This window comes from Companilactobacillus ginsenosidimutans (assembly GCF_001050475.1).
In the GTDB taxonomy this organism is placed as follows: Bacteria; Bacillota; Bacilli; order Lactobacillales; family Lactobacillaceae; genus Companilactobacillus; species Companilactobacillus ginsenosidimutans.
The window spans coordinates 1,550,766-1,575,124 of record NZ_CP012034.1 but is presented as its reverse complement, the minus strand read 5'-3'; the positions used below and the strand labels follow the sequence as shown (position 1 = coordinate 1,575,124).

The following is a 24,359-nucleotide window of genomic DNA, read 5'->3' as shown; positions in this document are numbered from 1 at the left end:
GGAAACTAAAATCATCCCCAAAAAGTCGTTCAACACAAAACCCACCGATTGCAAGTTACCCCAAAAATCAAATACAGGTGCGTAACGCCCCGCAGCTTTGTCCAGCTTACACGCAGTGTCCAGTTTGTTTTTTAGCGTTTCCGCTATAAATCAGTAAAGCGAAAGCACTAAACGTATCTACATATCTGTAATCCGCAGAAAGCAACCATTAAAACCAATCTCCACCCAACAAAAAGTATACCGAATATACCAAATGTTATATACAAAAATCAAAAATTAAATCAAATAAAAAAATCCTGGATAATCAACCAATAAGATTATCGAGGATTTTTGCGTCTAATCAATCACAATCTTTGTATTATTAAGTAAAATCGCCAATTAACTTTGTTAAACAAAGTTAAACCAAATTTCTTCTAATTAAAAATCGAAAATCATTATAAAATTCTTATAAAACAAACTTAGTCATAAATGTTTGTTTAATTGCTTTTATGGTAGTAAAGTTCAATTTATACAGGAATGGTAATTTGCTTGAAGATACAATAACCATTACAATTAATTTAATTTATTTCTAATTTCATGGAGGACATTATTTATGGATTACACTTATTTTCAAATTAGCGAGCAGTCGCTAGTAGTCGAATTTCCGGAACAAATAAATGTTGAAGAAAATAAATTAATCCAATCTGTTGCTCGTGAACTGATTGCAGACAATGCAGTTGGTGTAACAGGTGTCATTCCTGCTTATCATACTTTGACAATCAATTTTGACTTTGATCTTACATCGTATAACGACTTGGTCAATCAAATTGATGAGATTATCTCAAATTCAAATGATCAAACGACTACGGGCAGAACAATTATTGAGCTGCCCGTTTGTTATAACCAAGACTTCGGTCCTGATTTACAAGACGTCGCTGATTTTGCCAAAGTTAGTGTAGATGAATTGATCAAAATGCACACGAGCACTGATTACTTCATATATATGATGGGATTTTTACCCGGGTTTGCATATATGGGTTCAGTTCCTGAACAAATTGCCATGCCAAGACTTGAAGTTCCACGTAAAAAAATAGCTCCTGGAAGTGTCGGGATTGCCGGTGCTCAAACGGGGATGTATCCAGTTGAGTCTCCTGGCGGGTGGCGCTTGATTGGTCGGACCCCAGTTAAACTGTATGATCCAGCTAACCCAGTTTTGAAATATCAATCAGGAAATTATATCCGCTTCAAACAAATTTCAGAACAAGAATATGCTGATATTCAAAAAGCTGATGCTAATGGTGAATATGAATTAAATGTCATTACCGAAGGAGGTCGCAACGATGGCTAATTTTGTCAAAGTAATCAAACCAGGATTGTCGACCACCGTGCAAGACCTTGGCAGACCTGGACATCAAATTGAAGGATTTCCAGAATCTGGAGCCATGGATAAATTTAGCTATAAGTTAGCTAATTTGCTAGTTAATAATCATAAAAATTCAGCTTCACTAGAATTTGTCTTAGTTGGACCAACGTTGAAATTTAATTGTGATTCATTCATCGCCATTACTGGCGGACATGTGGATGCTAAATTGAATCAACAACCGATCAAGCAAAATGAAGTTGTTGAGGTTCAAGCTGGATCAATTTTGGAAATAGGACAGATGACGTCTGGAAATTATGGCTACTTAGCTTTCTCAAACGGTGGCGTGATTAGTCAGCCGGTGTTGGATAGTCGTTCAACTACACTCAGAACACAGATGGGTGGAATCGACGGTCGGACATTAGCTACCAACGACAACATTCCAATTCGTGACAGTGTTGTTATGCCAAGTCTTCAAGCTAGAAAAATTAAGGTCGACTTCCAAACTTCAACCACAGTTCATTTCGTTAAAGGTCCGCACTGGAACATGTTTTCAGAACAAGCTCAAAAACAGTTTGTTAGTCAGAAATATCAGATATCTGAGCAAATGGATCGAATGGGATATCGCCTGACCGGACAACCTTTGGATGTGCCGGCTAAAAGCCTCCTCTCCGAAGGAACAGTTTTCGGAAACGTCCAAATAACTCGGGATGGCAGTCCTATTGTGTTGCTGGCTGACCGTCAAACTACTGGTGGTTATCCGGTTATTGGAACTGTCATTCGTGCTGATTTGAATAAATTTGTTCAAATGAAATCGGGAGTTAATTTTAAATTTGTCGAAACTGACATTCAAACCGCTACCGATAAATTAGTTGAACAACAACGAATTATTAATGATACATATGAAAAATGGTATGCCAATCGCTATGTTGAACCAATTGGTCCAATTAGACGCAATTCAATTGAAATAGAACGCTTGATACGCAGCAATAAATAGGAGGAATCGCTAGATGGAATTAGACAGAGTTAAGGAATTAGTTGAGATTTTAAACAATTCAAATTTGAGTCATCTTGAGATAGACGACAAGCTAGGTCACATCGTACTCGAAAAAGATATCACCGTGCATGCTGAACCGGCAACATTTCCAGTGGTCAATCAAACTGCCGCAGCCGAATCCGATGTCAAAACAATCAATGCACCATTCGTTGGGACCTTCTACACATCCGAGCAACCTGACAAAGATCCGCTTGTAAAACCTGGCGATAAAGTCGAACAAGGCCAAGCAGTCGGAATCATCGAAGCAATGAAAATGATGAATGAAGTCAAAACCGATTTAACCGGCACTATCGACAAAGTATTAGTCACAAATGGCGAAGCAGTAGAGTTCGACCAACCACTATTTACATTGAAAGATTGAGGTGAGGCAGTTGAAAAAAATGTTGATCGCCAATCGTGGCGAAATAGCTGTCAGAATTATTCGTGCCTGCAAACTTTTGAATATCCTGAGCGTCGCCGTCTATTCGACCGCCGATAAAAATGCCATGCATGTGGCGATGGCCGACGAAGCTATCTGTATTGGGGGACCAAATCCGGAAGATAGTTATTTGAATCAAGATAGCATTATCGCTGCGGCTCAAATAACACACGCTGATTCAATTCATCCAGGATATGGATTTTTATCAGAAAATGCTGATTTTGCCAAATTGTGTGAAGACCAAGGAATCAAATTCGTTGGTCCCAGTTCAAAAGTGATTTCAATCATGGGTGAAAAAGCAGCCGCTAGAGAAACAATGATTAAAGCCGGGGTACCGGTAATTCCCGGTTCGGAATCAGATTTTTTAAACTTTGAGGACGCAAAACAGGCCGCCGAAAAGATTGGTTATCCAGTCATGCTAAAAGCTAGTGCTGGTGGTGGCGGTAAAGGAATGCGAGTTATTGAATCAGTCGCCGACTTTGAAAACCAATTCGACCTCGCTCAAGCAGAGGCTCAGAGTGCTTTTGGAGACGGCCACATGTATCTTGAAAAATTTCTGCCACATCCTAGACACATCGAAGTTCAAATTGCGGCCGATCAATTCGGCAATGCCATTGCTATCGGTGAGCGTGATTGCAGTTTGCAACAGCGCCACCAAAAGGTGATAGAAGAAGCACCCGCAAGTACTTTGGATGAAAAAACTCGCCAAGAGATGTATGCAGTTTCCGTGAAGGCTGCCGAAGACATCAATTATGAAGGCTTAGGGACGATGGAATTTTTGTTCGATGGACCAGAACATTTTTACTTCATGGAAATGAACACTCGGGTTCAAGTTGAACATCCCATCACCGAATTAACTAGTGATGTCGACTTAGTCGATCTGCAAATAAAAATTGCTCAAGGTGAACCAATTCCATTCGCAGAAATTTCAAAGCATAACTTTGCTTTGGAATGTCGGATTAACGCGAAAACTGCCGGTAAGATTGTTGCTTTACACTTACCTGCAGGACACGGAATCAGAACAGATAGTGCCTTATATCAAGGTTACTTTGTTCCATCTAATTACGATTCAATGATTGCTAAAGTTATTTCCTTTGCTCCAGACCGTGAGACGGCTATACGTCAAATGGCCGAAGCACTTGATGAAACAGTCATTGCCGGAATTAACACGAATTTAGATTTCCTAACACAAGTTATCGATGAACCTGATTACAAAATTAATAATACTGATATTGGTTGGTTAGATAGGTTAGCCACCAAATAGTTGGAGGCTTTCATATGGCATCAGATGATATTAAATCACTTTCTCCAGTCGAATTACGTCGACTAATTCGAGAAGGTAAATACACTGACAACACTAGTGGCTTGGCACCAGGATATACGCAAGCCAACTTAGTTATTTTGCCAAAAGATTTAGCATACGATTTCTTATTGTTTACGCAACGAAATCCTAAACCTTGCCCAGTTCTTGAGGTCAGTGATGTTGGTAGTAAAAAGCTAACAGAGATGGCAACGGATGTAGATATCGCCAGGGATTTTCCCAAATATCGAATTTATAAAAAAGGCGTCCTAACTGATGAGGTTACTGACGTGGATGACGTTTGGCGAGACGATTTAGTCTCATTCATTATCGGCTGTAGTTTCTCATTCGAATCCGAGATGATTGCGGCTGGAATTGAAGTTAGAAATATTACTGAAGGTGTCAACGTGCCGATGTATGACACCAATATACCTTTGAAATCGGCGGGTCAGTTCCACGGAAACATGGTCGTTTCCATGCGACCAATCCCAGAAGATCAAGTGATTGAAGCAGTCAAAGTTACTAATTCCATGCCAAAAGTTCACGGTGCTCCAATCCAAATTGGTAATCCTGAACACATTGGAATTACTGCCCTTGCTCATCCTGATTATGGGGATGCTGTCACGATTAAAGATGGCGAAGTGCCAGTCTTTTGGCCATGTGGTGTTACTCCACAAAACGTCATCATGCAGACAAAACCAGATTTTGTCATCACTCATTCACCTGGTCACATGTTAGTGACTGACGTGAAAAATACAGCTTTGAAATATTTATAGGGGGTCAATCATGACGAAAATTGATATGAATAGTGATTTAGGAGAAAGTTTTGGACGATATAGTTTGGGTCGTGACTCTGAGATTATTCCATTAGTTAGTTCAGTAAATATTGCCTGTGGATATCACGCAGGAGACCCAGATGTAATGGCTAAGACAGTTCAACTTGCTGAAAAAGCTGGCGTTGGTGTCGGCGCTCATCCGGGCTTTCCAGACTTACAAGGATTCGGTCGTCGCAAGATGGATATGTTGCCTGAAGAAGTTAAGAATATGGTGACTTATCAAGTTGGAGCACTATTAGCTTTTACCACTAATAAGAAACTTCAACACGTAAAGCCACACGGTGCTCTTTATAATATGGCCGCAAAGGATCATGACTTGGCCGTCGCAATTTGTGAAGGTATCAAACAAGTTGATCCAGAACTGCCAATTTATGGATTGGCCAATAGTGAACTGATCTCAGCTGCTAAAGAAGTTGGGATTCCCTATGCTCAAGAAGCATTTGGTGACCGTAATTACAACGCAGATGGAACGCTCGTAAGTAGAAGTCTTCCAAATGCCGTAATTAAGGACCCTAAAGAAGTTGCACAGCGAGTTAAGCTAATGATTCAAAACGAAGAGATCATCGCCTTAGACGGCAGTAAGATTGCTCTAAAGCCCGACTCAATTTGTGTCCATGGTGACAATAAAGCTGCTTTAGCAATTGTTGAAGAGTTAAGAAGCACTTTAACTAGTGCCGGAATTGAAATTAAACCGTTTTAAAATTTAAAAAAGGTAAAATAGCCTATGAAAAATAAAGAAACAGAATTTGTAGATAAGAAAATGATTAAGCCTCGTTCATCGCGTTCCATAGCTATGGGTGCCGCATTCCTAATGGCTATGGCCGCAGTTGGACCAGGATTTTTAACTCAGACGGCTACGTTTACCGGTCAAATGGGAGCCAACTTCGGCTTCGCAATTTTGATTTGTATTGTGGTTGATTTCATTGTTCAAATGAATGTCTGGAGAATTATTGTTGTCAGTGGAAAACGTGCGCAAGTCATCGCTAATGAAGTCTTGCCAGGACTAGGTTATGTCTTGTCGTTCCTAGTTGCCGTCGGTGGTCTACTGTTCAACATTGGTAATATTGGTGGTGCCGGATTAGGTCTAAATGTCCTATTCGGGATATCACCGGAAAATGGTGCCGTAATCGCCGCCTGTATTGCGATTGCAGTCTTTGTTGCTAAAAATGCTATGACGGTCATGGATCATACAGTCCAGGTTCTAGCTGTTGTTAAAATTGCTATTTTGATATACATAATCTGCGTCATGTCAGTTCCGTATAAAGCTGCTGTGACACATACTTTCATGCCAACGGATATTAATTTCTACTCAATCGTTACTATCGTTGGTGGTACTGTTGGTGGATATATTTCCTTCTCTGGTGGTCACCGTTTGATTGAGGGTGGCATGAAGGGTGAAAAGGAGCTCAAGTACGTTAACGAGGGTGCGATTACTGGTATCGGTGTTGCATCGCTGATTCGTATACTCTTGTTCCTTGCTGGTTTGGCGGTTGTTACGATGGGTTACAAACTTGACCCCGCCAATCCTGCAGCATCTATTTTCAAATACGCTGCTGGTAATTTCGGATATAAGTTCTTCGGTATTTTGTTATTCGCCGCAGGTATGACTTCAACACTAGGCTCAACCTTTACCTCAATTTCATTCTTGAATTATACGGAAAAAGCCGCTGCCCAAGAAAAAATAGCCAAGTATAATCGGCTATTCGTTATTAGTTTTATTGTAATTTCAGCAGTTATTTTCTACTTTGTCGGACAACCTGCCAAAATCCTAGTTGTCGTTGGTGCTATCAATGGTTTCATTCTTCCAGTAGCCTTAGCAATTTTGCTAATCGCCGCCAGAAAAAAGAAAATCATCGGCAGTTATCATCACCCATGGATTTTGAGCTTAACCGGTTGGCTAGTAGTCCTATTCATGCTCTACGCCAGCGTTGAAGCAGTTATCAAGCTCATTCATTAGTAAAAACTTTTCTAACTTCGCCACTGTTAATCAGGTGGCGATTTTTTTTGTCATCAAGGAGTATGAGTGAACCATCTCCGCCGATATCTTGGGCGATGCCGGTAGTAACAGTATTTCCGTTGACGATTTCAACTTTCTTGCCGAGAGTGGAGCAAGCTTTGCGATAATCAGGTAGAAAATCACCAGATTGGTAAGTTTGATAGTGCCTGAAGAAATTAGTTAGTAATTCGGCGATGATTTTATTTCGATCGATGTCAGCGTCAGAACTGGCGGATTTGGCGATACTTTTTAATTCTGAAGGAAATTGTGAAGTATTGATATTGAGTCCAATTCCTAAAATGATATGGGAGATTTCACCATGACTATTACTGTGTGATTCAGCCAGAATACCACCACATTTTTGTTTATCGAGGAGAATGTCGTTGATCCATTTTAGAGTGAAGTTTTGAGTGGGAAAGCGTTGTTGCAAAGTTTCAACAACAGACAATCCTGTGCTCAACGTTAACAGTCCTGGGTCCACATGTTCGTTTATAGGCAAAACCAAAGTTAAATAAATCCCAGAATTGTCTGGAGAATAAAAGTCACGTTTAAACCTGCCATATCCCGCTGTTTGATGTTCGGCAATAATTAAAGTGGGATGCTCGTTTGAGAAGCTTGCGATGTTTTCTTTGGCATAGGTGTTGGTAGAATTCAGTGTTGAGAAAACTTCAATACTGACAGGTGTTTTGCAATTATACTGGGTAAGAATTTTTTCAGCGATGATGGGTTGATTTGTCATGGCGGTTCTCCTTTTGTTGCTAGTTTACCATTGGATGAGCACAATAAAAAAATCCCAATCCGATTGGATTGAGATTTGAAATTAATTTTATTTTGTAAATGTGGCACCCTGTGAATTGGTAATTGAATCGTCACCATTAATAGTGAAGGTTGTTGACCAACCACCACCTTGGCCGCCTGAATTGTTGAAGTAAACGGAAATTGTGTCAGAAGTTTGTCCAGTAACTTTCCAGCTACCTGAGTCGTCTCCTAATGTGTAAGTTCCGTCTGAGTAACAGTCGAACTCATTACCGTCATCATCAGTCCATGTTCCGTATAGATCACTCTTACTTGCTGAACTAGAACTTGAATCGCTGTCGTCGTTATCATCAACGTCGCTGGAACTTGAATGACTGCTTGAACTTGAGTTGTCGGAGTCATCATTGCTGTCAGCGTCGTTATCGTCATCATCGTCTGAATCTTTAGTTCCGTTGACGTTCATTGATTTGAACTCGGGATTTCCGGCTAGAGGGATGGTGATTTTCTTCGACTTAGACTTGCCGTCGGCACTAACCTGAACGGTGTAAACACCAGGAAGTTGGTCTTCGACTTTGTAGCCGTCGTCAGTTTTAGCTGCTGAAACAGTTTTGTTGTTAACTTTGATTTCTGGGTCGCTCACATCAGTATCAATGTTGATTGGTTGAGTCTTGATTTGGACTTTGTACTTAGGGAACATTCCCAGGTATTTACCAACTTCAACGACCTTGAAGTTAGTATCGCTGTCGTTTGAATCGTCGACATCGTCAGCTTTGGCGTCACCGTTGTCGTTTTGCACGATACGTTTGATTTGGTCCTTGGCGCTGCTATCTTGTTGGAAGAGGGCGCTAAGTGGTTCTAAGTCGCTACTAGAAATTGTTTTCCCATTAGTATCAACTGAGGCGTCAGACATCTGAGATGTATCACCGCTGCTCATCGCGTTAGCTAACGAACTAAGTTGGCTTGATTTGCTGAACATTTGTGAGCCGATGAAGTATCCACCAACCAAAATTATCAAAATAACAATAATTGAAACTAAACCACGATGATGCTTTCTTCTAGGTTTCTTTGAAGGCTTAGCTTGATTATTCTGCGCCTGATTTTGTTGAGGTTGTACAGGTTGTTGCATTTGTTGTTGGTTAGGCTGTTGGTTGAATTGTTGACTCTGTTGCGGATTAGGTTGTTGATTTTGTGGAGCAGACTGTTGAGTACCTTGTTGTTGTGCAGGATCAACAGGTGCTGCTTGCTGGTTTTGTGCTGAACTAGTTTGCTGGTTTTGAACTGGCTCAGTTGGTTGAGCAGTTGGGTCTGGTTGAACGGACTGTTGCTCGTTTGTTGCTTGATTGTCTGCTGAAGTATTTTGTGCTGCAGCTTGTTGTCTTTGTTTGTTGAATTCGGCTAAACCATAGCCACAGTTCGGACAGAAAACGTCGTCGCTACTTATCTTTGTCCCACAATTAGGACAGAATAAATTTTCACTCATATTTTTCCCCTTATTTAATCTCCTGATTCAATACTTTCGTCAATGCCTTGGCGATTTGGTCGTGGCCGGCTTGATTTGGATGAAAGTCATCTTTACTACCCCAAACGTTGTAGCTGGTGTTATTAGTTGAACCAGTCACATTCGGATTACCTTGCCAAATTTTCGACAAATTGACCACTGGTAAATTACGATCTTTCCCCTCTTTAATAACGACCTTATCAAAACGTAAGTCATTTTGAACATAGTCGCCATTAGAAGGAGACCAGGTTGTCATCAAAATAATTTTTGCCTTAGTTTGCGATTGAAGTTGATCCAAGATTTGATGGATTGAATTCTGATATGCAGGTAAGGCCTTAGGATTTGTGACATCTGCCGCATCATTCGTTCCAAATTCAACGGTTATGATATCAGGCTTTTGCGCAATAATCGTATTCACATTTGGGAGACCAAAATTCGTCGCTGTTTTGCCAACAGACGAAGCGCCCTCCTCGGTGACCTTTTTGCCGGTTTCCTTGGCAATAGTGCGTGTAAATTGGCTACTGAAACGATTTTCCTTTGAATCTGCTAATAGTCCCACCGATAATGAATCACCTAAAGGTGAGTAGACTAGTGTTTTCTTAGGAGAGTCTTTTAATTCAGTTGCCAAAGTTTTTTTAGTTGGTTTTGTTTTCTTAACAGTTTTCTTCTGCTCAGTTTTAGGACTTGAATGTTTCGAACTTGATTGTTTCGACGAACATCCGGTGACTAAAACGAACATCAATAAAAATGCTAAAAGAGAAAGCCAACGTGCTTTACTCATTTTCCCCATAATAACTTCCAAACATATATAAATATAATAATATTATAGCAAATGTTCATAGTGATAAAACATGATTTTAGAGCTTTCTTGAGGTTGACACTAATTTTTGCCAATTTTAGAAAGAAATTTTTTGCCCGTTGGAACATTCTTTCATTAATTACGGTGGTAAAATTTTTAACAACAAATTTTTGAAGGATAGTGATATTTTGATTAAGCTTGTGGATTATATAGTAAACACTATCACTGCTTAAAATCGCTATATCATGGCTTTTACAGATGATGAAACTGATGTTAATTTTTTGAATAATTATGTTAATAATGCTATTATTATATGACTGAAATTTAAGAGGTAACTATGGCAAACAATTCTGAATTAGAACATTTAGACGAAAAGAAAATTGAACAAGACCACCTTGATGAGGTGATTGAACTTGTTAAAAATACTGAAAATAGGCTTCAAGAACACATTGATATTGCTGAACAAGACCTTGAAGTGATCAATAATGCTTTCGACGATATCCATGTTGGTATGGATGGCGATGCGATTTCATTTGATGCTGCCTTGTCGATTCACCAACAACAACAGATGCTTGACGAGCGTAACAATAGTTGGCAACAAAATCGTCAACGTATGGAAATTTTGAAGCGTTTGGAGAAGACTCCTTACTTTGCGCGTCTGGATTTTCAAGAGAAGGGTGAACCTAAGCGTGAGACTATCTATATTGGGATGAGTTCTCTAACTGACAGTAACGATCACTTCTTGATTTACGATTGGCGTGCTCCAATTTCTTCTATTTATTACGATGGAAATTTGGGTGAGGTTCATTACCAATCTCCAGATGGTGACCAAGAGGTCGACCTATTCTTGAAACGTCAATTCTTGATTGAGAACGGTAAGATTACTTCTTACTTCGATACTCAAGAAACTATTGGAGATCAAATGTTGCTTGAAGTGTTGGACGAGAAATCTTCAACTCACATGAAGGGTATCGTTAAGACTATTCAAGCTGAGCAAAATAAGATTATCCGTGATACGACTTCGAAATTGTTGTTCGTTCAAGGTGCTGCCGGCTCTGGTAAGACTTCGGCTATTTTGCAACGTATCGCATATCTTCTATATAGATATCGTGGCAATCTGACATCAAGCCAAGTGGTTATGTTCTCGCCAAACATGCTTTTCAACGACTATATCAAGGACGTTCTTCCTGAAATGGGTGAACAAAACATGGTTCAGATGACCTTCATTCAATATGTTGCTCGTCGTCTACCTAACTTGACTGTTGAGACTTTGGCTGAAAAATTTGAACACGATGATAATCAAAAACGTAAGCAAATTTCTAAGTTTGTCTCAGATAATGAATTTTTCAAAATCCTGACAAATTATAGTAACTTGTTGAACCAAAGTGGAATGAGTTTCCGTGACTTGAAGTTCAAGGGTAAGGTTTTCATTCCTAAAGAAAAAATTGCTGAGATTTATTACGGATTCGGTCCGCAATATAATCTTGGTAACCGACTTGATGCGACTGTTGACCGACTTGTTAAGATGTTGCATCGTAAGATTGGTGCCGAAATGCGTTCGAAATGGGTTTCTGAACGTATCGAAAACTTGAGTCAAGAAGAGTTACAAGCTATGTATCGTACGGCTGACCAGGAATTCAAAAACGGCGATCAAGAGCAGAAGTTCTTGGCTCGTCAAATCGTAACTAAGACTATGCAAAAAGTTTATGAACAAATTATCCATTTCCGTTTCGTTAATGTATCTGCCAACTATCTTCACTTTTTACAAGCAGTTCCAAAGATTGCTGATTTGGCAAAATACGATGTTACTGAAAAGCAATGGGATGACTACGTTCAAGAATTCATCGATGGTATGAATAACAAGACGATTTCTATCAATAACATCACACCTTACTTGTACTTGTACGATTTGATTTCTGGAAAACATGGTGAGTTGGATATGAAGTTTGTCTTCATTGATGAAATTCAAGATTACACACCATTCCAATTGGCATATTTGAAATATAATTTCCCACGTGCAAGATACACGATGTTGGGTGATTTGAACCAGTCAATTTTCACGAAGAAGAACAGTCAAACACTGTTAACTGAGGTTCAAAGCTTGTTTAACGCTGACGAAACCAAAGTTGTTCAATTGACACATTCATATCGTTCAACCAAACAAATTACAAATTACACCAAATCAATTTTGACTAATGGCCAAAAAATTGAGCCATTCAATCGTGACGGTGACCTACCTAATGTCATTATGTCTGACAGTATTAAGGGTTCGGTTGCCCGTGTTATGGATCAATTGAATAAAAATGATGAGGACAATTATACAACCGCCATCATTACTAAAACTCTTGAAGAAGCTGATTCTTTGCAAAAGATTCTTGTTAAAGAGGGCGTCGCTGCTACTTTGATCAAGTCGGAAAACCAACGTTTGGCTGCCGGAACTATTGTGCTTCCTTCTTACTTGGCTAAGGGACTGGAGTTTGATGCTGTTATTGTTTGGGATGCTTCTAAGGATAAGTTTGATGAGGACGAGCAGCAGTTGATTTATACTATTACTTCTCGTGCTATGCATAAGCTTACTATTACTGCTATTGGCGAGTTGTCCCAGCTGTTGCAGAGGGTTCCGGATAAGTATTATATTGTGGAATAGGTTTTGAATTGCCGTCTGCGGGGCTGAGAATATTGGCCTGCTGTGCGGGACGGCCAGAGCCGAAGTGCGGTCTCTGGCCTCGGTTTGGAGCCTTTCGAAGTTCACGAAAGTCTTCAAACTCGCCCGGTGGTGTAATGGCTAAAGCCATAACGCCACTTTCACTGCAGGCAATATTCTCAGCCCCTCCGACTGGGGTTGTGGTTGACGATAATACTGGTCCGTGTTGGTACATTTATTCCAATTCGGATTTTTAAATAATATAATCTAACAAGCGAAAAAGGAGCTGTATCACACGGGAAAATAAGTGTGATACAGCTCCTTTTTTATTTATACTTCTTATTCATTGGACATAGTTTTCTTACTTGTGCCGTTCCAAATAATTTCTCCAATAATTTCCGTCTTGTTGTAATAGATCATCATTGTAGAAAACGAAATCTTTGTGGGGGACGTGTTTGTTTAGTGCTTTTGTGCCGTTTAGGAAGGTTGGTTGTTTTACTCTTTCTAGGTTGGCTTTGTAGTTTTCGTACATTTTTACTTGATAGGTTCCGGCTATTCCTAGTAGGACTAGTATTATGATTGGTATGAAAAATTTGAAATTGTATATTTCGAATGTTGATAGTATGAAGTTTGCGGCTATTAGGTATAGGAATACGTAGGGTATGAATTCTGGGCGGCAGGATATTGGGGTCATTACTACTAGGATTGGGGCGAATGAGAATCCTGCGAGCAGATAGTATAGGTACATTAGTTTGTTTTTGTTAAACTGAGCTATGATTGAAAATCCTAGGAATAGGATGAACCAAAGGCTGATTATTGTGTCTATTTGATTGAATACTGTTAATCCGCCTTTGAATAGGAACATTTGTCTTGGTTTTAAATAGGCTAGATAAAATTTTGAAAAGGCGAAATGTAACATGAATAAGATGCTCATAACTATTTCAATCCATTTTACATAGTTGTTTAAATTTTTCCGGATTGATAATAAAATAATAGCTATGCAGATGGAGAAAATTATTAGCAGGTTGAACGAAATTAACCAGTAGTGGGTGAAGTTATAGAACATTTCCCATATTTTGCTTGGTGCATAACTGGTTTGTCGGTAGTTGGAATCGTTGTTGGTGAAGTAGGATAGATTGGTGAACATGATTAGTGTGGATAATACTGATCCTGCTAGATATCCGATTTGATAGGGTTGTGGGTGTTTGCGTGAGTTTAGTACGATGAGGATTCCTACAAAAATTTGTAGAATTGTGGTGGTTTCTAGGAATAGTCCGCCACTTAATCCTAGGATAAAAGCTAATACTGTTAAAATTTTAGAATTTCTGTCAGTACCTAGTTTTTTACAGATAACTAGGTAGGTTAAAATGATTGCGACTGGTGGCAGATAGACGATGAATGCGTTGTTCCACAGCAAGATATTTTGTCTGAAACCGAATGGTAATGTGAAGGCGATGGAGATTGCGAGTAATAGTGGTATGATAGTTTTTTCTCGCTTTAATAGTTGCCAAATGCTCCAAATTGCCAGTGTCCAAAAGAATGCATATAGGAATATGGCAATTGGCATTTTGTGCATCATTAACATTTCTAAAATGTTGGATAGATAACGACCGTTTGTACTGCCACCGTAAATTGCATCTGTTGAGTAAAACGCATGGTGCAGTAAGTATAAGCCTTTATCTCCATACCAAAAGTAGTCATCACCAACTGGGATGAGAAATATCCTAAATATAGCAAAATAAATAAACACGCATAAAAACGTGATGGTCGTAAATATAGATGATTTCTTAAGTTTCATAATTTTCCCCAATAATATGAACTAATTTAAAATTATTGTACATTAAATATGACCGATTTTTGATCCAAATATAAATATTTATAATATTGAAATAAATACAGGAGATATAATCGTGACTAATTCAGAATACTGGAACCGCATTGATGAGAAAGCTAAATCAGAGAATCGCCCATTTTTCAGCTTGGCACCAATGGAAGCCGTAACTGGCTCAGTTTTCCGCAGAGTAGTGGCTAAGGCCGCTGCACCAGATGTGTTTTACACAGAATTTACTAATGCCCTGAGCATCACACACCCAATTGCAAAGAAAACCACTAAAGGTCGCCTTTTCATCGATCCAGCAGAGAATCCTAAGCCTATCGTTCAGCTTTGGGGTAATAGCGAAGAAGATTTTGCCAAAGCCGTTGCAGAAGTTGAAAAAGACGGTTACGAAGCAATTGACTTAAATATGGGCTGCCCAGATATTGCAGTCATCAAAAATCACAGTGGAAGTGACCTAATTCGCCACTTTGACACCGCTCAAGCAGTAATCGATGGTGCACGCAAAACTGATTTGCCAGTCACGATCAAAACTCGAATCGGTTATAGCGAAGTCGACGAATACAAAGAATGGATTCCATTTTTGTTGAAGCAACAAGCACCAGTTTTGACTGTCCACATGCGTACTCGAGAAGAAATGAGTAAAGTTCCAGCTCATTATGAATTAATCGATGATCTCGTAAAAATGCGTGACGAATTAGCGCCTGATACCTTATTGCAGATAAACGGTGACATTGCTGACTATCAAGCAGGAATGAAGTTAGCTGCCGAACATCCCGGGGTCGACGGAATTATGATTGGACGTGGAATATTCACTAACCCATATGCATTTGAAAAAGTACCCCGTGAACATTCAAGTGAAGAACTATTGAGCTTGTTGAAGTACCAGCTAGATTTGTACGACGAGTTCGTTGCCAAAGGAATTCCCGGACATTTTGCTCCTTTACAACGATTCTTCAAAGTATACGTTCGAGGGATGAAGCATGCCGCTGAGATTCGCAACGATTTGATGTCTACCAAGACAACAGATGACGCCAGATCAGTAATTGCAAAAATTGAAGCTGGCGGATATATGTAGCAAAAATGGAAGTGCAATTTTATATTGTCACTTCCATTTTTTTGTACTTGTAAAAACAATCCAAACCTTTATTATGTAACTCGTAAAAGCTATTTTATTGAGGTATATTATGAAATTTGTACTAACTGGATCTCTAGGTCACATTGGATTACCACTAACCAAACAATTAGTCGCTGATGGACATGACGTGACTGTAATTAGCAGTAATAAAAACCGTGCTGCAAGTATCGAACAACTAGGTGCTGACGCCAAAATTGGCAACATGTTGGATGAAAAATTTCTCACTGACTCTATTAAGGGTGCTGACGGTGTCTACTTGATGATGTCGTTCGCACATTCTGATGAGCAGGGGATGCCGAACCAATTGTCGAAAATTATTGGAGCTACGTATTCGAATGCGATTCGAAATAGTGGTGTTAAAAACGTCATCAATCTCAGTAGTGTCGGGGCCGACCAGGGTCCAGAAGTCGGCACTTTGCATATTTATCAAAATATCGAGAATGCTATTAACGAAGTTGAAGGAATCAACGTGACGCACATTAGACCAACTTCGATGTATTACAACTTACTTGGTGACATCACAACAATCAAACGTGCCGACGCCATATATGCCAATTATCCCGGGGATGTGGTTAATTCATACGTCGCACCAGAGGACATCGCCCCAGTAATCGCGGAACGACTGGAAAATCCAAAGTCAGGTGTGAACGTTAAATACGTTGCCAGCGACGAAAAAACCGGCGCAGAAGTTGCCCAAATTTTAGGAGACACCATCGGTAAAAAAGTTAAATGGATTGAAATCACCGATGAACAGAAACTCCAAAGTTTAATGAACGCCGGTATTTCCGAAGAGCTAGCCACCGGAATAACTAGAATGGGAGCAGCTCACAAACTAGATGCATTCTATGCGGATTATCACAAAAATCATCCAACATTAGGATCAACAAAGTTAACCGATTTTGCCAAAGAATTCGCAAAAATATATAACAAATAAAAATAGTTGTGACGCCCCATAAAATAAGTGGTTCAATATAACCAAAAAGCAATACGGAGGGATTCAAATGACAGAAAATAATCTACCAGAGGCAATCAAAAATTTCGTATCTTACACAAATAGTGCAGACTCAGAAAAATTCGTCAGCCTATTCACCCCAAACGCAGTCCTAAACGATTGGGGAACCGAATATCACACCCCAAAAGAAATAGCCAAATGGAATCAAACCGACAACATCGGCAAAAATTCCCAATTTGAAATAGTAGACTCAAAAGAAGACGGAACAAACCAATGGATAGTAACTCTAAAGGTAAGTGGCAACGGCTTTAATGGAGTAAGCCCATTCAAGATGATCGTAAAAGACAACAAGTTGGAAAGTGTTCAGATCTTACCCGATTAAACATTGGATTTGATAATTGATACTGAAACAGATTTTAATGACTTAGATTGTACGGATTTGATTTTTTTAGAACATGTTTATAAGACACTTATAACTGAAATATAAGACACAAATCCAACCAGAAAATAACTAGACACAAGTAAAACAGTGAGCCCCAACACTTACAAAAAAAAGTGATTGATGATGTCACCCCAGTCCGGAGGTAAGTTTCGCCGAGGGCTCAGCCGTGGAGTTTGCGTTAGCTTGCCATGGGGCAAGGTTAGGCAAAAGCCGAGTTTTTAGATTTTTCGGGCTGTGAAAAAGCTAAAAATCGGGTCACAGCGTTCCAGCCCTCGCCGAAACTTACCGGAGGACGGAAGTGAACCACCACCAAATAATTAACACCGACTCAGAACAAACAAAAAAAGACATCCCACAAAAAAGGATGTCTTCATCTTTACCCACCAAAAAAACATTAAAACCAAACCGGCATCATCAAAGAAGCCAAAGCAACACCATCATACTTAACCTCTTTACCCTTCAACTGATTAAACAAAATAATAGCAGCCTTAGGATAACCCTCTTTACCAGCCAAGTAAGCAAGAGTCAATGACTTGCACAACTTAGAAGATGTCAAATCAGGGTCGCGGTTCTTTTCCAATTGTTGAGCAGAATTAAAAATAACTGTCTTCAAATCGGCACGTTTTTGCACTTCTGGATCTGAATAAGCTTTGCTCAATTGGTCTAACATTTGTTCTACTTTTTCATCATTTTTAGCCATGTTTAAAACTTCTTTCAAATTTATCCTAGAACGGTCAAAACTACCATGTTTAAGCGTTTTGATAAAGTAATTAGTTTGTCATAAGTTGGATCGACAGATGCTTCTTTAATTTTAGTTTTGAGTTGTTTTTGTTCAAAAGGAGTAAAGAATATCTTTAAGTCATGATTACCATATAATGTTGATAAAACAGCAAATGTATCCGGTGAAATTCTGTCAGCGTTCAATATTTCGTTGCGCATTTCCTTAACTAAATCAGTCTTAACTTGGTAGTTAGGGATGTAGTTATTAGTTTTGCGGAATACTCCTGTTACAGCTTTTGTGACATCAACCTTATCAACTAAGGAATCACCAATTTCGTTGTAGATCTGTTTTGTAATGTGCTCGTGAGTTGCCATCGCGCGCAAGACATGAGTTACACTCTTACCTTGATTTTTATTAATGATTTGGAAAAATTCATTCAAATATGCCTTGTCATCAGGTAGAAGCTTGTTGATAATTACACTATTATCCGTGAGGTCAATAACGTCGTTTAAAGCCAAATCGAAAAAAGAGGCTTCAGCTAAAAAAGCTCGGCGGCGCGTATTCTTGAAAATACGCACGCTACCTTTTTCATTACATGATAAAATAAAATACTTTTGAGGGATATTTAAGTCCATAAATGCTCCTTTAGTTGGAAACTAATGCAGATTGATTAGTTAAAGACCCTTGGATCTTTGGTACCAACATATCTTCCAGTAAATCGTAGCCCTTGTTAGTGAAGTGTAGACCGTCAGCTTGCAACAAAGAATTGACATTTGTTTGAGATGCCATCTTATGTAATAAATCAATATAAGGCAAATTGTATTGTTTACCCAAATGCTCAGTTACTAGCTCAAATTGTAATTGACGAGTCCAAGGGCGGTCAGGATTTTTCTGCCAATTAGTATATGGAGGCGAAATCAAGATTGATTTGTCAGCGCCAACTTCTTCCAATATATATGAAAGATTTGCGGCAAACTTGCCAGGCTTAATCTCGTCAACCGTCGAAATGTCGTTAGCACCAAGGCCCAACACACAAATGTCAGGCTTAACGTTAGCAACTTTCTTCGTTACTGCAACAGCATTACTTGTCTTGTATCCGGGTACAGACAAATTAATAATCTTGTCGTCCGGAAAGGCACGTCTAATTCTATTAGTTAGCTCACTGCTAACCATGCCATCATGGTATCCTGCCATGATAGAATCGCCAAATAATACTATTCTTTTCATTTGATATTAGTTCCTCTATAAAAATGTTCTATACTATATACTAGAATACCAGAAAATCAACAAAAGTTAATTAACAATCAATAAGTAGGTCAGAAATATGCAAGATTTGTCAAATTACTATCATTTTTCTCGCGATGAGTGGCAAAATTTCCATGGTGAAAAACACACACAAGCCATCACCGACGCCGAATTGTTAAAAATCAAATCACTAGACGACGAAATTTCAATCGACGACGTCAAGGTTATTTATGCACCAATCCGCCATCTGTTGCACGTCTATCTGAAAAATTATCGCAAACTCGTCAAGTTGAAAAATGAGTTTATCAATAATGAAAATAAGAAAGTGCCGTTCATTATCGGAGTTTCAGGATCAGTCGCAGTTGGTAAAAGTACCACCGCGAGATTATTGAAGATTATGCTTGAGAGGGCATACCCGCAATACGTAGTGGGTCAAATGACGACCGACGGTTTTTTGTATCCCAGTAAAGTCCTCAAGAAAAAAGGTTTAATGGAGAAAAAAGGTTTCCCGGAAACTTACGATATGCCGAAATTAATCCAATTTCTGAGTGATGTCAAAACTAATAATGGACCAGTGAAATATCCATTATACTCGCACAATATTTATGACATCATTCCGGGTAAATATGAAGAGGTTAATAATCCGGATATTTTGATTGTTGAAGGTATCAACGTTTTGCAGCTGCCTTCAAACGCCAACATTTATGTCAGTGACTTTTTCGACTTCTCAATTTTCATTGACGCACACGCTGACGATATTGAGGAATGGTTCCTGAATCGATTTATTAAGCTACTCGATATGGCGAAGGACGATGTTAATAGTTATTATCATCAATTCACCACCATATCGCGGAATGACGCCGTACAAATGGCAAAAGATGTATGGAACGATATAAATTATCCTAATTTGCTGAATTATATTGAACCCACTCGCTCTCGTGCTAACTTAATTTTGCATAAATCGTCGAAACACCAAATTGATACGGTATTTTTGCGGAAATATTAGTTTCTGGGAGTTCTAGGGTTGTACTGAAAACGCATTATCATATACAATAGTATAAATTTATAAAAAAAGGGGATTGTGATTTGAGCAAACAGTGGCCTGATGCTGACGGCATCGTTGTTATCGATTATGGTAGTCAATACAATCAATTGATTACGCGTCGTATTCGTGATTTTGGTATTTATTCTGAGCTTATGCCTAACACGATTACTGCGGCTGAAATTAAAGAGATCAATCCTAAGGGTATTATCTTGTCTGGTGGACCAAACTCCGTCTACGACAAGGATGCTTTTACTATTGATCAAGAGATTTACAAATTAGGAATTCCTATTTTGGGTATTTGTTACGGAATGCAACTCATGTCCTACAATTTGGGCGGGGATGTTGAGTCCGCTGACAACCGTGAATATGGAAAAGCTGACATTGAAGTTACTGATGATTCAACTGTTCTATTCAATGGTCTACCTAAGAATCAATTCGTTTGGATGAGTCATGGTGACTTAGTCCGCAAAGCTCCAGAAGGTTTCAAAGTTGTAGCTACAAGTAAGAATGCACCTATTTCATCTATCGCAAATGATGAAAAGAAGATGTATGGTATTCAATTCCATGCCGAAGTTCGTAACACTGAATTCGGATTAGACATTTTGAAGAAATTTGCTTTCGACGTCTGTGGTGCCGAAGCAAATTGGTCTATGGATGATTTCATCGACCAACAAATTGAAAAAATCCGTGCTGAAGTTGGCGACAAGAAGGTCTTACTAGCCCTATCTGGTGGTGTTGACTCATCAGTTGTTGGTGTTTTACTACACAAAGCAATTGGTACTCAACTAACAAGTATTTTCGTTGACCACGGTTTGCTACGTAAGAACGAAGCTGACCAAGTTATGGAAAGTTTGGAAGGTAAGTTTGGCCTAAACATTATCAAAGTAGACGCGCAAAAACGTTTCTTAGATAAACTTGATGGCGTAACTGACCCCGAAAGAAAACGTAAAATCATTGGTAACGAATTCATCCAAGTGTTTAACGACGAAGCTTCAAAGCTTGAAGGAATCGACTTTTTAGCACAAGGAACACTTTACACAGACGTTATCGAAAGTGGTACAAGTACCGCTCAAACAATCAAATCACACCACAACGTAGGTGGACTTCCCGAAGACATGCACTTCAAGTTAATCGAACCCCTACGTACATTGTTCAAAGATGAAACACGTGAACTTGGCGAAAAATTAGGCATTCCACATGACCTAGTATGGCGTCAACCATTCCCAGGCCCAGGCCTAGGAATCCGTGTCATCGGAGCAGTTACACAAGAAAAACTAGAAATCGTCAGAGATTCAGATTGGATCCTACGTGACGAAATCAAAAAAGCCGGCTTAGAAGAAGATATCTGGCAATACTTTACAGTATTACCAGGAATCCGTTCAGTCGGTGTAATGGGAGACGGCAGAACTTACGACTACACAGTCGGGATTAGAGCCGTAACCTCAATTGACGGAATGACAGCCGATTTTGCTAAGATTCCATGGGATGTCTTGCAAAAGATATCTGTTAGAATCGTAAACGAAGTCGACCACGTCAACCGTATAGTGTACGACATTACAAGTAAGCCACCCGCAACTATTGAGTGGGAATAAAGTTTAATTAGAACCTACCACGAAAGAGAGCATCAAAACTACCACGTTAGTTTTGATGCTCTTTTTTTGTACCAAATTTTAGATGATGAGATAAAAAAATAATTTGGGGGATTGTTATTTATGGAGCATTCAAGGAGTTTATTTGTATTAGCTGCAGTGTTTGTATTGGCATTGTTTTTAGGAGGCTGTAGCAAACACGCTGAATCAAAAGCTGATTTTGATTTCAGCGTTGAAGCGGCAGATGGTAAGCATTCTAAATCGTCAACTGATGAGAAAGTACATAAGAAATCATCAACTGGAAGCAAAGTTTCTACAGCATTATGGAATAAAACAAAAGACCGACAACTTCAGACATTCATGGGTGAATGGGGAGAGACAATGGGTCAAAAATATACGAAGTACGACGGTGTACATCCACTGAAAACATCAGTCGGTGAAAGATATCCAGCCGATTTCTCAAGAAGTGTTCTTTATGGTAAAAAAGTATCAATCGGTTGGAGCAATGATGGATTGGGAAGTAACGAATACAACATCGTTGCAATGTACAACTACGATGGGGACATTCCGCCACTACCAAGTCATATAACATACTTCTTTGCTTTCCATGATGGAAAACCAGTTATTTTAGTTGATGAAGCAAGGGATGGATATCCTCAATGGGGAGAGACTAAAAATACAGCGTTGCGAACTAATTTTGAGAGAATTGCTGGTGTAGGCTATCAGGAGTCGGCAACTGCTAAGAATTTTCAAAATAAAAATGATTCAGCAAAGGATCCAAAACTACTAAGTGTGATGATATACCAATATGTGTATCCAGATATCGATTTTGTGCACCCACCAGTTATGACTCTATATACCACGGATAGAAAAAAATATGCTATTGGGCAAGGCTCAGCTGTCTCAACGATGGAATTTGAGTTGGAAGGGAATAATGTTCGTTATTGGACGTTGGATACTGAACACGCTGAATCTACCGTTTCTGCAAAACAAATCGAACATCAGGTAAGCTTGCAGGAAGTAGTTAATAAGACGTATTCCACACCGAACGAAAAACAGCTAATTCAAACAGTTGCTAACGGATTAATCATTGATTTTTAAAATCACAGCTGTTTTATTCAAATGAGAAATCAGGAGGAGATTAGAATATGAGATCGTTATTAAAGTCAATCGGTAGTGATGAGCGTCACAGATACAGTGGAAGATTTATCAAATATGGCTTTAAGTATGACGATAGGAATAAGAGACATGCGAAACCAACGATGATTTTGAAAGATATCAGATTATTTGATGAGAATGTTGAAGGACATATTGTTGCAGAACATCTTTGGCTAAACCTGACTCTTGGTTTTAAAGAACTAGGCATTTTAGAAGAAAATGATATTGTGTGTTTTAACGGTAGGGTTGCTTCGTATGAAAAAGGCTACTATCTGGATAAAATAACAGTGGATTATAAACTCGAGAGACCGACAAAGATTGAACTAGTCTCGTTGGAAGATAATACTCAGAGAAAGCAATGGGAAGGTAAGGATTGGGAAATCTGCAATAAAATTTGGGGAATGTACAGTTACTATAACGAAAAAGGTATCCACCAACCATATCCCGATTTATGGTGACATCTTGACGAAAAAGGATCATTAGTACGCCGGTAAAACGGGCATTAGTGATCCTTTTTAAGTTCTTTAATGAAGAGAATATTAGTGATTAAGTATAGACTTAGACCAACTTATTCAATGATTTCTTCTCTGCTTATACTATAATTAAAAATAGTTACTGTAATTTATTACGGATTACATAAATGATTATTTTTTCTAGGGGAGAAATCAATATGAATTTCAAATGGTGGACTAAAAACACTAGCTTAGAACTGTTAATGATTACTATCGGATGTGCCATCTATGCCTTTAGTCTAGATATGATTTCCATCCCGAATGGTCTAGCTGATGGCGGACTAAGTGGTATTACGCTGATTATCCGATTCTTTTTCCACATTAATCCTGGTATAAGTACCTTAATCCTCAATATCCCACTGATATTCATTGGATTCCTATATTTAGGAAAGCGGACAATGTTCTATACGCTCTATGGGACTGTTTGTTTGTCACTATTTCTGTTGCTGTGGGCTCATCAATCTGTCATTGCTCCATTACCATTCAAACATGATTTGTTGCTATCGTCGCTGGCTGCTGGGGTGTTATCTGGGCTCGGTATTGGAATGGTTTTCCGCTTCAACGGGACCACGGGTGGTAGCGATATCATGGCACGTGTAGGACAGATGAAATTTGGATTGTCGTCAGGTAAGGGAATACTAATTATGGATTACTTAGTATTGTTCTTATCCTTGTCATACCTTGATTTCTACCATATTATGTATTCCCTAATTGTTAGTTTTATTCTTGCAAGAATGATTGATCTAGTACAAGAAGGGCCTAATCGTGCCAAAGCATTGTTTATTATTTCTGATCAATGCGAAGAGATTGCCCAAGTGATTGATAAAACTTTAGAGCGTGGATTTACCTATCTGAATGCTGAGGGAGGATATCAGAATGATAAAAAGAAAATTATTTATTTGATAATTCAACCTCGTGAAGTTGCACAATTGAAACAGTTGATTTCATCTGTTGATGATAAAGCTTTCGTGACAGTATTTGATGCTCGTGAAGTTATCGGTGAAGGATTCAGTTATCAACGAAAAAGATATCATGTCAGTCTGCATAAATAGTTGATAGGATACATATAGCAGTTTATTA

The 24,359-nt window shown here is 39.0% G+C and carries 23 protein-coding genes; 16 read left to right on the top strand and 7 right to left on the bottom strand.

The annotated features are described in order from the left end of the window. Positions 1-592 precede the first annotated feature (592 nt). The 7 genes from pxpB to ABM34_RS08050 are packed head-to-tail and all read left to right on the top strand — an operon-like array spanning position 593 to position 6,907. Positions 593-1,327 carry a 5-oxoprolinase subunit PxpB gene (gene pxpB / locus ABM34_RS08080; protein ID WP_048704843.1) on the top strand — a complete coding sequence of 245 codons (735 nt, stop codon included), beginning with the start codon at positions 593-595 and terminating at the stop codon, positions 1,325-1,327. After that, on the top strand, positions 1,320-2,336 hold the full coding sequence (locus tag ABM34_RS08075; RefSeq protein ID WP_048704841.1) for a 5-oxoprolinase subunit C family protein: 1,017 nt from the start codon (positions 1,320-1,322) through the stop codon (positions 2,334-2,336). The genes pxpB and ABM34_RS08075 overlap by 8 nt, the downstream gene beginning before the upstream one ends. A gap of 13 nt (positions 2,337-2,349) precedes the next feature. Beyond that, positions 2,350-2,757: an acetyl-CoA carboxylase biotin carboxyl carrier protein gene (locus tag ABM34_RS08070; RefSeq protein ID WP_048704840.1), complete on the top strand. Its 408-nt coding sequence runs from the start codon at positions 2,350-2,352 to the stop codon at positions 2,755-2,757. A 10-nt stretch (positions 2,758-2,767) separates the two neighbouring features. Beyond that, the gene (locus ABM34_RS08065; protein WP_048704838.1) at positions 2,768-4,078 is read left to right on the top strand and encodes an acetyl-CoA carboxylase biotin carboxylase subunit; all 1,311 of its coding nucleotides are present in this window, start codon (positions 2,768-2,770) and stop codon (positions 4,076-4,078) included. Positions 4,079-4,092: 14 nt separating this feature from the next. After that, entirely contained in the window at positions 4,093-4,890 is a 798-nt protein-coding gene (locus tag ABM34_RS08060) for a putative hydro-lyase (RefSeq protein ID WP_048704837.1), read from the top strand. 10 nt (positions 4,891-4,900) lie between these two features. Further along, on the top strand, positions 4,901-5,650 hold the full coding sequence (locus ABM34_RS08055; RefSeq protein ID WP_048704835.1) for a LamB/YcsF family protein: 750 nt from the start codon (positions 4,901-4,903) through the stop codon (positions 5,648-5,650). A gap of 24 nt (positions 5,651-5,674) precedes the next feature. Further along, on the top strand, positions 5,675-6,907 hold the full coding sequence (locus ABM34_RS08050) for an NRAMP family divalent metal transporter (protein WP_048704834.1): 1,233 nt from the start codon (positions 5,675-5,677) through the stop codon (positions 6,905-6,907). On the opposite strand, the gene ABM34_RS08045 is transcribed toward ABM34_RS08050, so the two are convergent. The 3 genes from ABM34_RS08045 to ABM34_RS08035 form a co-directional block, all read right to left on the bottom strand. Next, positions 6,897-7,685 (bottom strand): biotin--[acetyl-CoA-carboxylase] ligase, encoded by a 789-nt coding sequence (locus ABM34_RS08045; protein WP_048704832.1) that lies wholly within the window; start codon positions 7,683-7,685, stop codon positions 6,897-6,899. The genes ABM34_RS08050 and ABM34_RS08045 overlap by 11 nt on opposite strands. Positions 7,686-7,772: 87 nt before the next feature. Continuing rightward, entirely contained in the window at positions 7,773-9,182 is a 1,410-nt protein-coding gene (locus ABM34_RS08040) for a zinc ribbon domain-containing protein (RefSeq protein WP_048704831.1), read from the bottom strand. Between the two features lie 10 nt (positions 9,183-9,192). Then, a complete protein-coding gene (locus ABM34_RS08035) occupies positions 9,193-9,981 on the bottom strand; it encodes an SGNH/GDSL hydrolase family protein (protein ID WP_064505445.1) in 789 nt (262 codons plus the stop codon). Positions 9,982-10,336: 355 nt separating this feature from the next. Between ABM34_RS08035 and helD the strand changes: the two genes are divergently transcribed. After that, complete coding sequence (gene helD / locus ABM34_RS08030; RefSeq protein ID WP_048704829.1) at positions 10,337-12,646, top strand: RNA polymerase recycling motor HelD; 2,310 nt, start codon at positions 10,337-10,339, stop codon at positions 12,644-12,646. A gap of 358 nt (positions 12,647-13,004) precedes the next feature. Here helD and ABM34_RS08025 read toward each other — a convergent pair whose 3' ends face one another. Continuing rightward, the gene (locus ABM34_RS08025; protein WP_048704828.1) at positions 13,005-14,441 is read right to left on the bottom strand and encodes a hypothetical protein; all 1,437 of its coding nucleotides are present in this window, start codon (positions 14,439-14,441) and stop codon (positions 13,005-13,007) included. 112 nt (positions 14,442-14,553) lie between these two features. On the opposite strand from ABM34_RS08025, the gene ABM34_RS08020 reads away from it, so the two are divergent. From ABM34_RS08020 to ABM34_RS08010, 3 genes are all read left to right on the top strand, one after another. Further along, positions 14,554-15,555, top strand: a complete 1,002-nt coding sequence (locus ABM34_RS08020) for a tRNA dihydrouridine synthase (protein WP_048704826.1) — start codon at positions 14,554-14,556, stop codon at positions 15,553-15,555. Between the two features lie 109 nt (positions 15,556-15,664). Further along, positions 15,665-16,549: an NmrA family NAD(P)-binding protein gene (locus ABM34_RS08015; protein WP_048704825.1), complete on the top strand. Its 885-nt coding sequence runs from the start codon at positions 15,665-15,667 to the stop codon at positions 16,547-16,549. A gap of 67 nt (positions 16,550-16,616) precedes the next feature. Next, positions 16,617-16,949 carry a nuclear transport factor 2 family protein gene (locus ABM34_RS08010; protein ID WP_048704822.1) on the top strand — a complete coding sequence of 111 codons (333 nt, stop codon included), beginning with the start codon at positions 16,617-16,619 and terminating at the stop codon, positions 16,947-16,949. A gap of 454 nt (positions 16,950-17,403) precedes the next feature. Here the strand turns inward: ABM34_RS08010 and ABM34_RS08005 are convergent, their stop codons facing one another. The 3 genes from ABM34_RS08005 to ABM34_RS07995 are packed head-to-tail and all read right to left on the bottom strand — an operon-like array spanning position 17,404 to position 18,957. Next, positions 17,404-17,709, bottom strand: coding sequence for a bacteriocin immunity family protein (locus ABM34_RS08005; protein ID WP_048704821.1), 306 nt, complete (start codon positions 17,707-17,709; stop codon positions 17,404-17,406). Between the two features lie 20 nt (positions 17,710-17,729). Beyond that, positions 17,730-18,365, bottom strand: a complete 636-nt coding sequence (locus tag ABM34_RS08000; protein ID WP_048704819.1) for a GPP34 family phosphoprotein — start codon at positions 18,363-18,365, stop codon at positions 17,730-17,732. 10 nt (positions 18,366-18,375) lie between these two features. After that, on the bottom strand, positions 18,376-18,957 hold the full coding sequence (locus ABM34_RS07995; RefSeq protein ID WP_083988287.1) for an SGNH/GDSL hydrolase family protein: 582 nt from the start codon (positions 18,955-18,957) through the stop codon (positions 18,376-18,378). Between the two features lie 97 nt (positions 18,958-19,054). On the opposite strand from ABM34_RS07995, the gene coaA reads away from it, so the two are divergent. From coaA to ABM34_RS07970, 5 genes are all read left to right on the top strand, one after another. After that, positions 19,055-19,981 (top strand): type I pantothenate kinase, encoded by a 927-nt coding sequence (coaA, locus tag ABM34_RS07990; RefSeq protein WP_048704817.1) that lies wholly within the window; start codon positions 19,055-19,057, stop codon positions 19,979-19,981. Positions 19,982-20,061: 80 nt separating this feature from the next. Continuing rightward, the gene (gene guaA / locus ABM34_RS07985; protein ID WP_048704815.1) at positions 20,062-21,612 is read left to right on the top strand and encodes a glutamine-hydrolyzing GMP synthase; all 1,551 of its coding nucleotides are present in this window, start codon (positions 20,062-20,064) and stop codon (positions 21,610-21,612) included. Between the two features lie 120 nt (positions 21,613-21,732). Beyond that, a complete protein-coding gene (locus tag ABM34_RS12940) occupies positions 21,733-22,710 on the top strand; it encodes an Lreu_0056 family protein (protein ID WP_053084462.1) in 978 nt (325 codons plus the stop codon). Between the two features lie 47 nt (positions 22,711-22,757). Next, positions 22,758-23,225, top strand: a complete 468-nt coding sequence (locus ABM34_RS07975) for a hypothetical protein (protein WP_048704813.1) — start codon at positions 22,758-22,760, stop codon at positions 23,223-23,225. Positions 23,226-23,437: 212 nt separating this feature from the next. Next, the gene (locus ABM34_RS07970) at positions 23,438-24,331 is read left to right on the top strand and encodes a YitT family protein (RefSeq protein WP_048704812.1); all 894 of its coding nucleotides are present in this window, start codon (positions 23,438-23,440) and stop codon (positions 24,329-24,331) included. Positions 24,332-24,359: the final 28 nt, after the last annotated feature.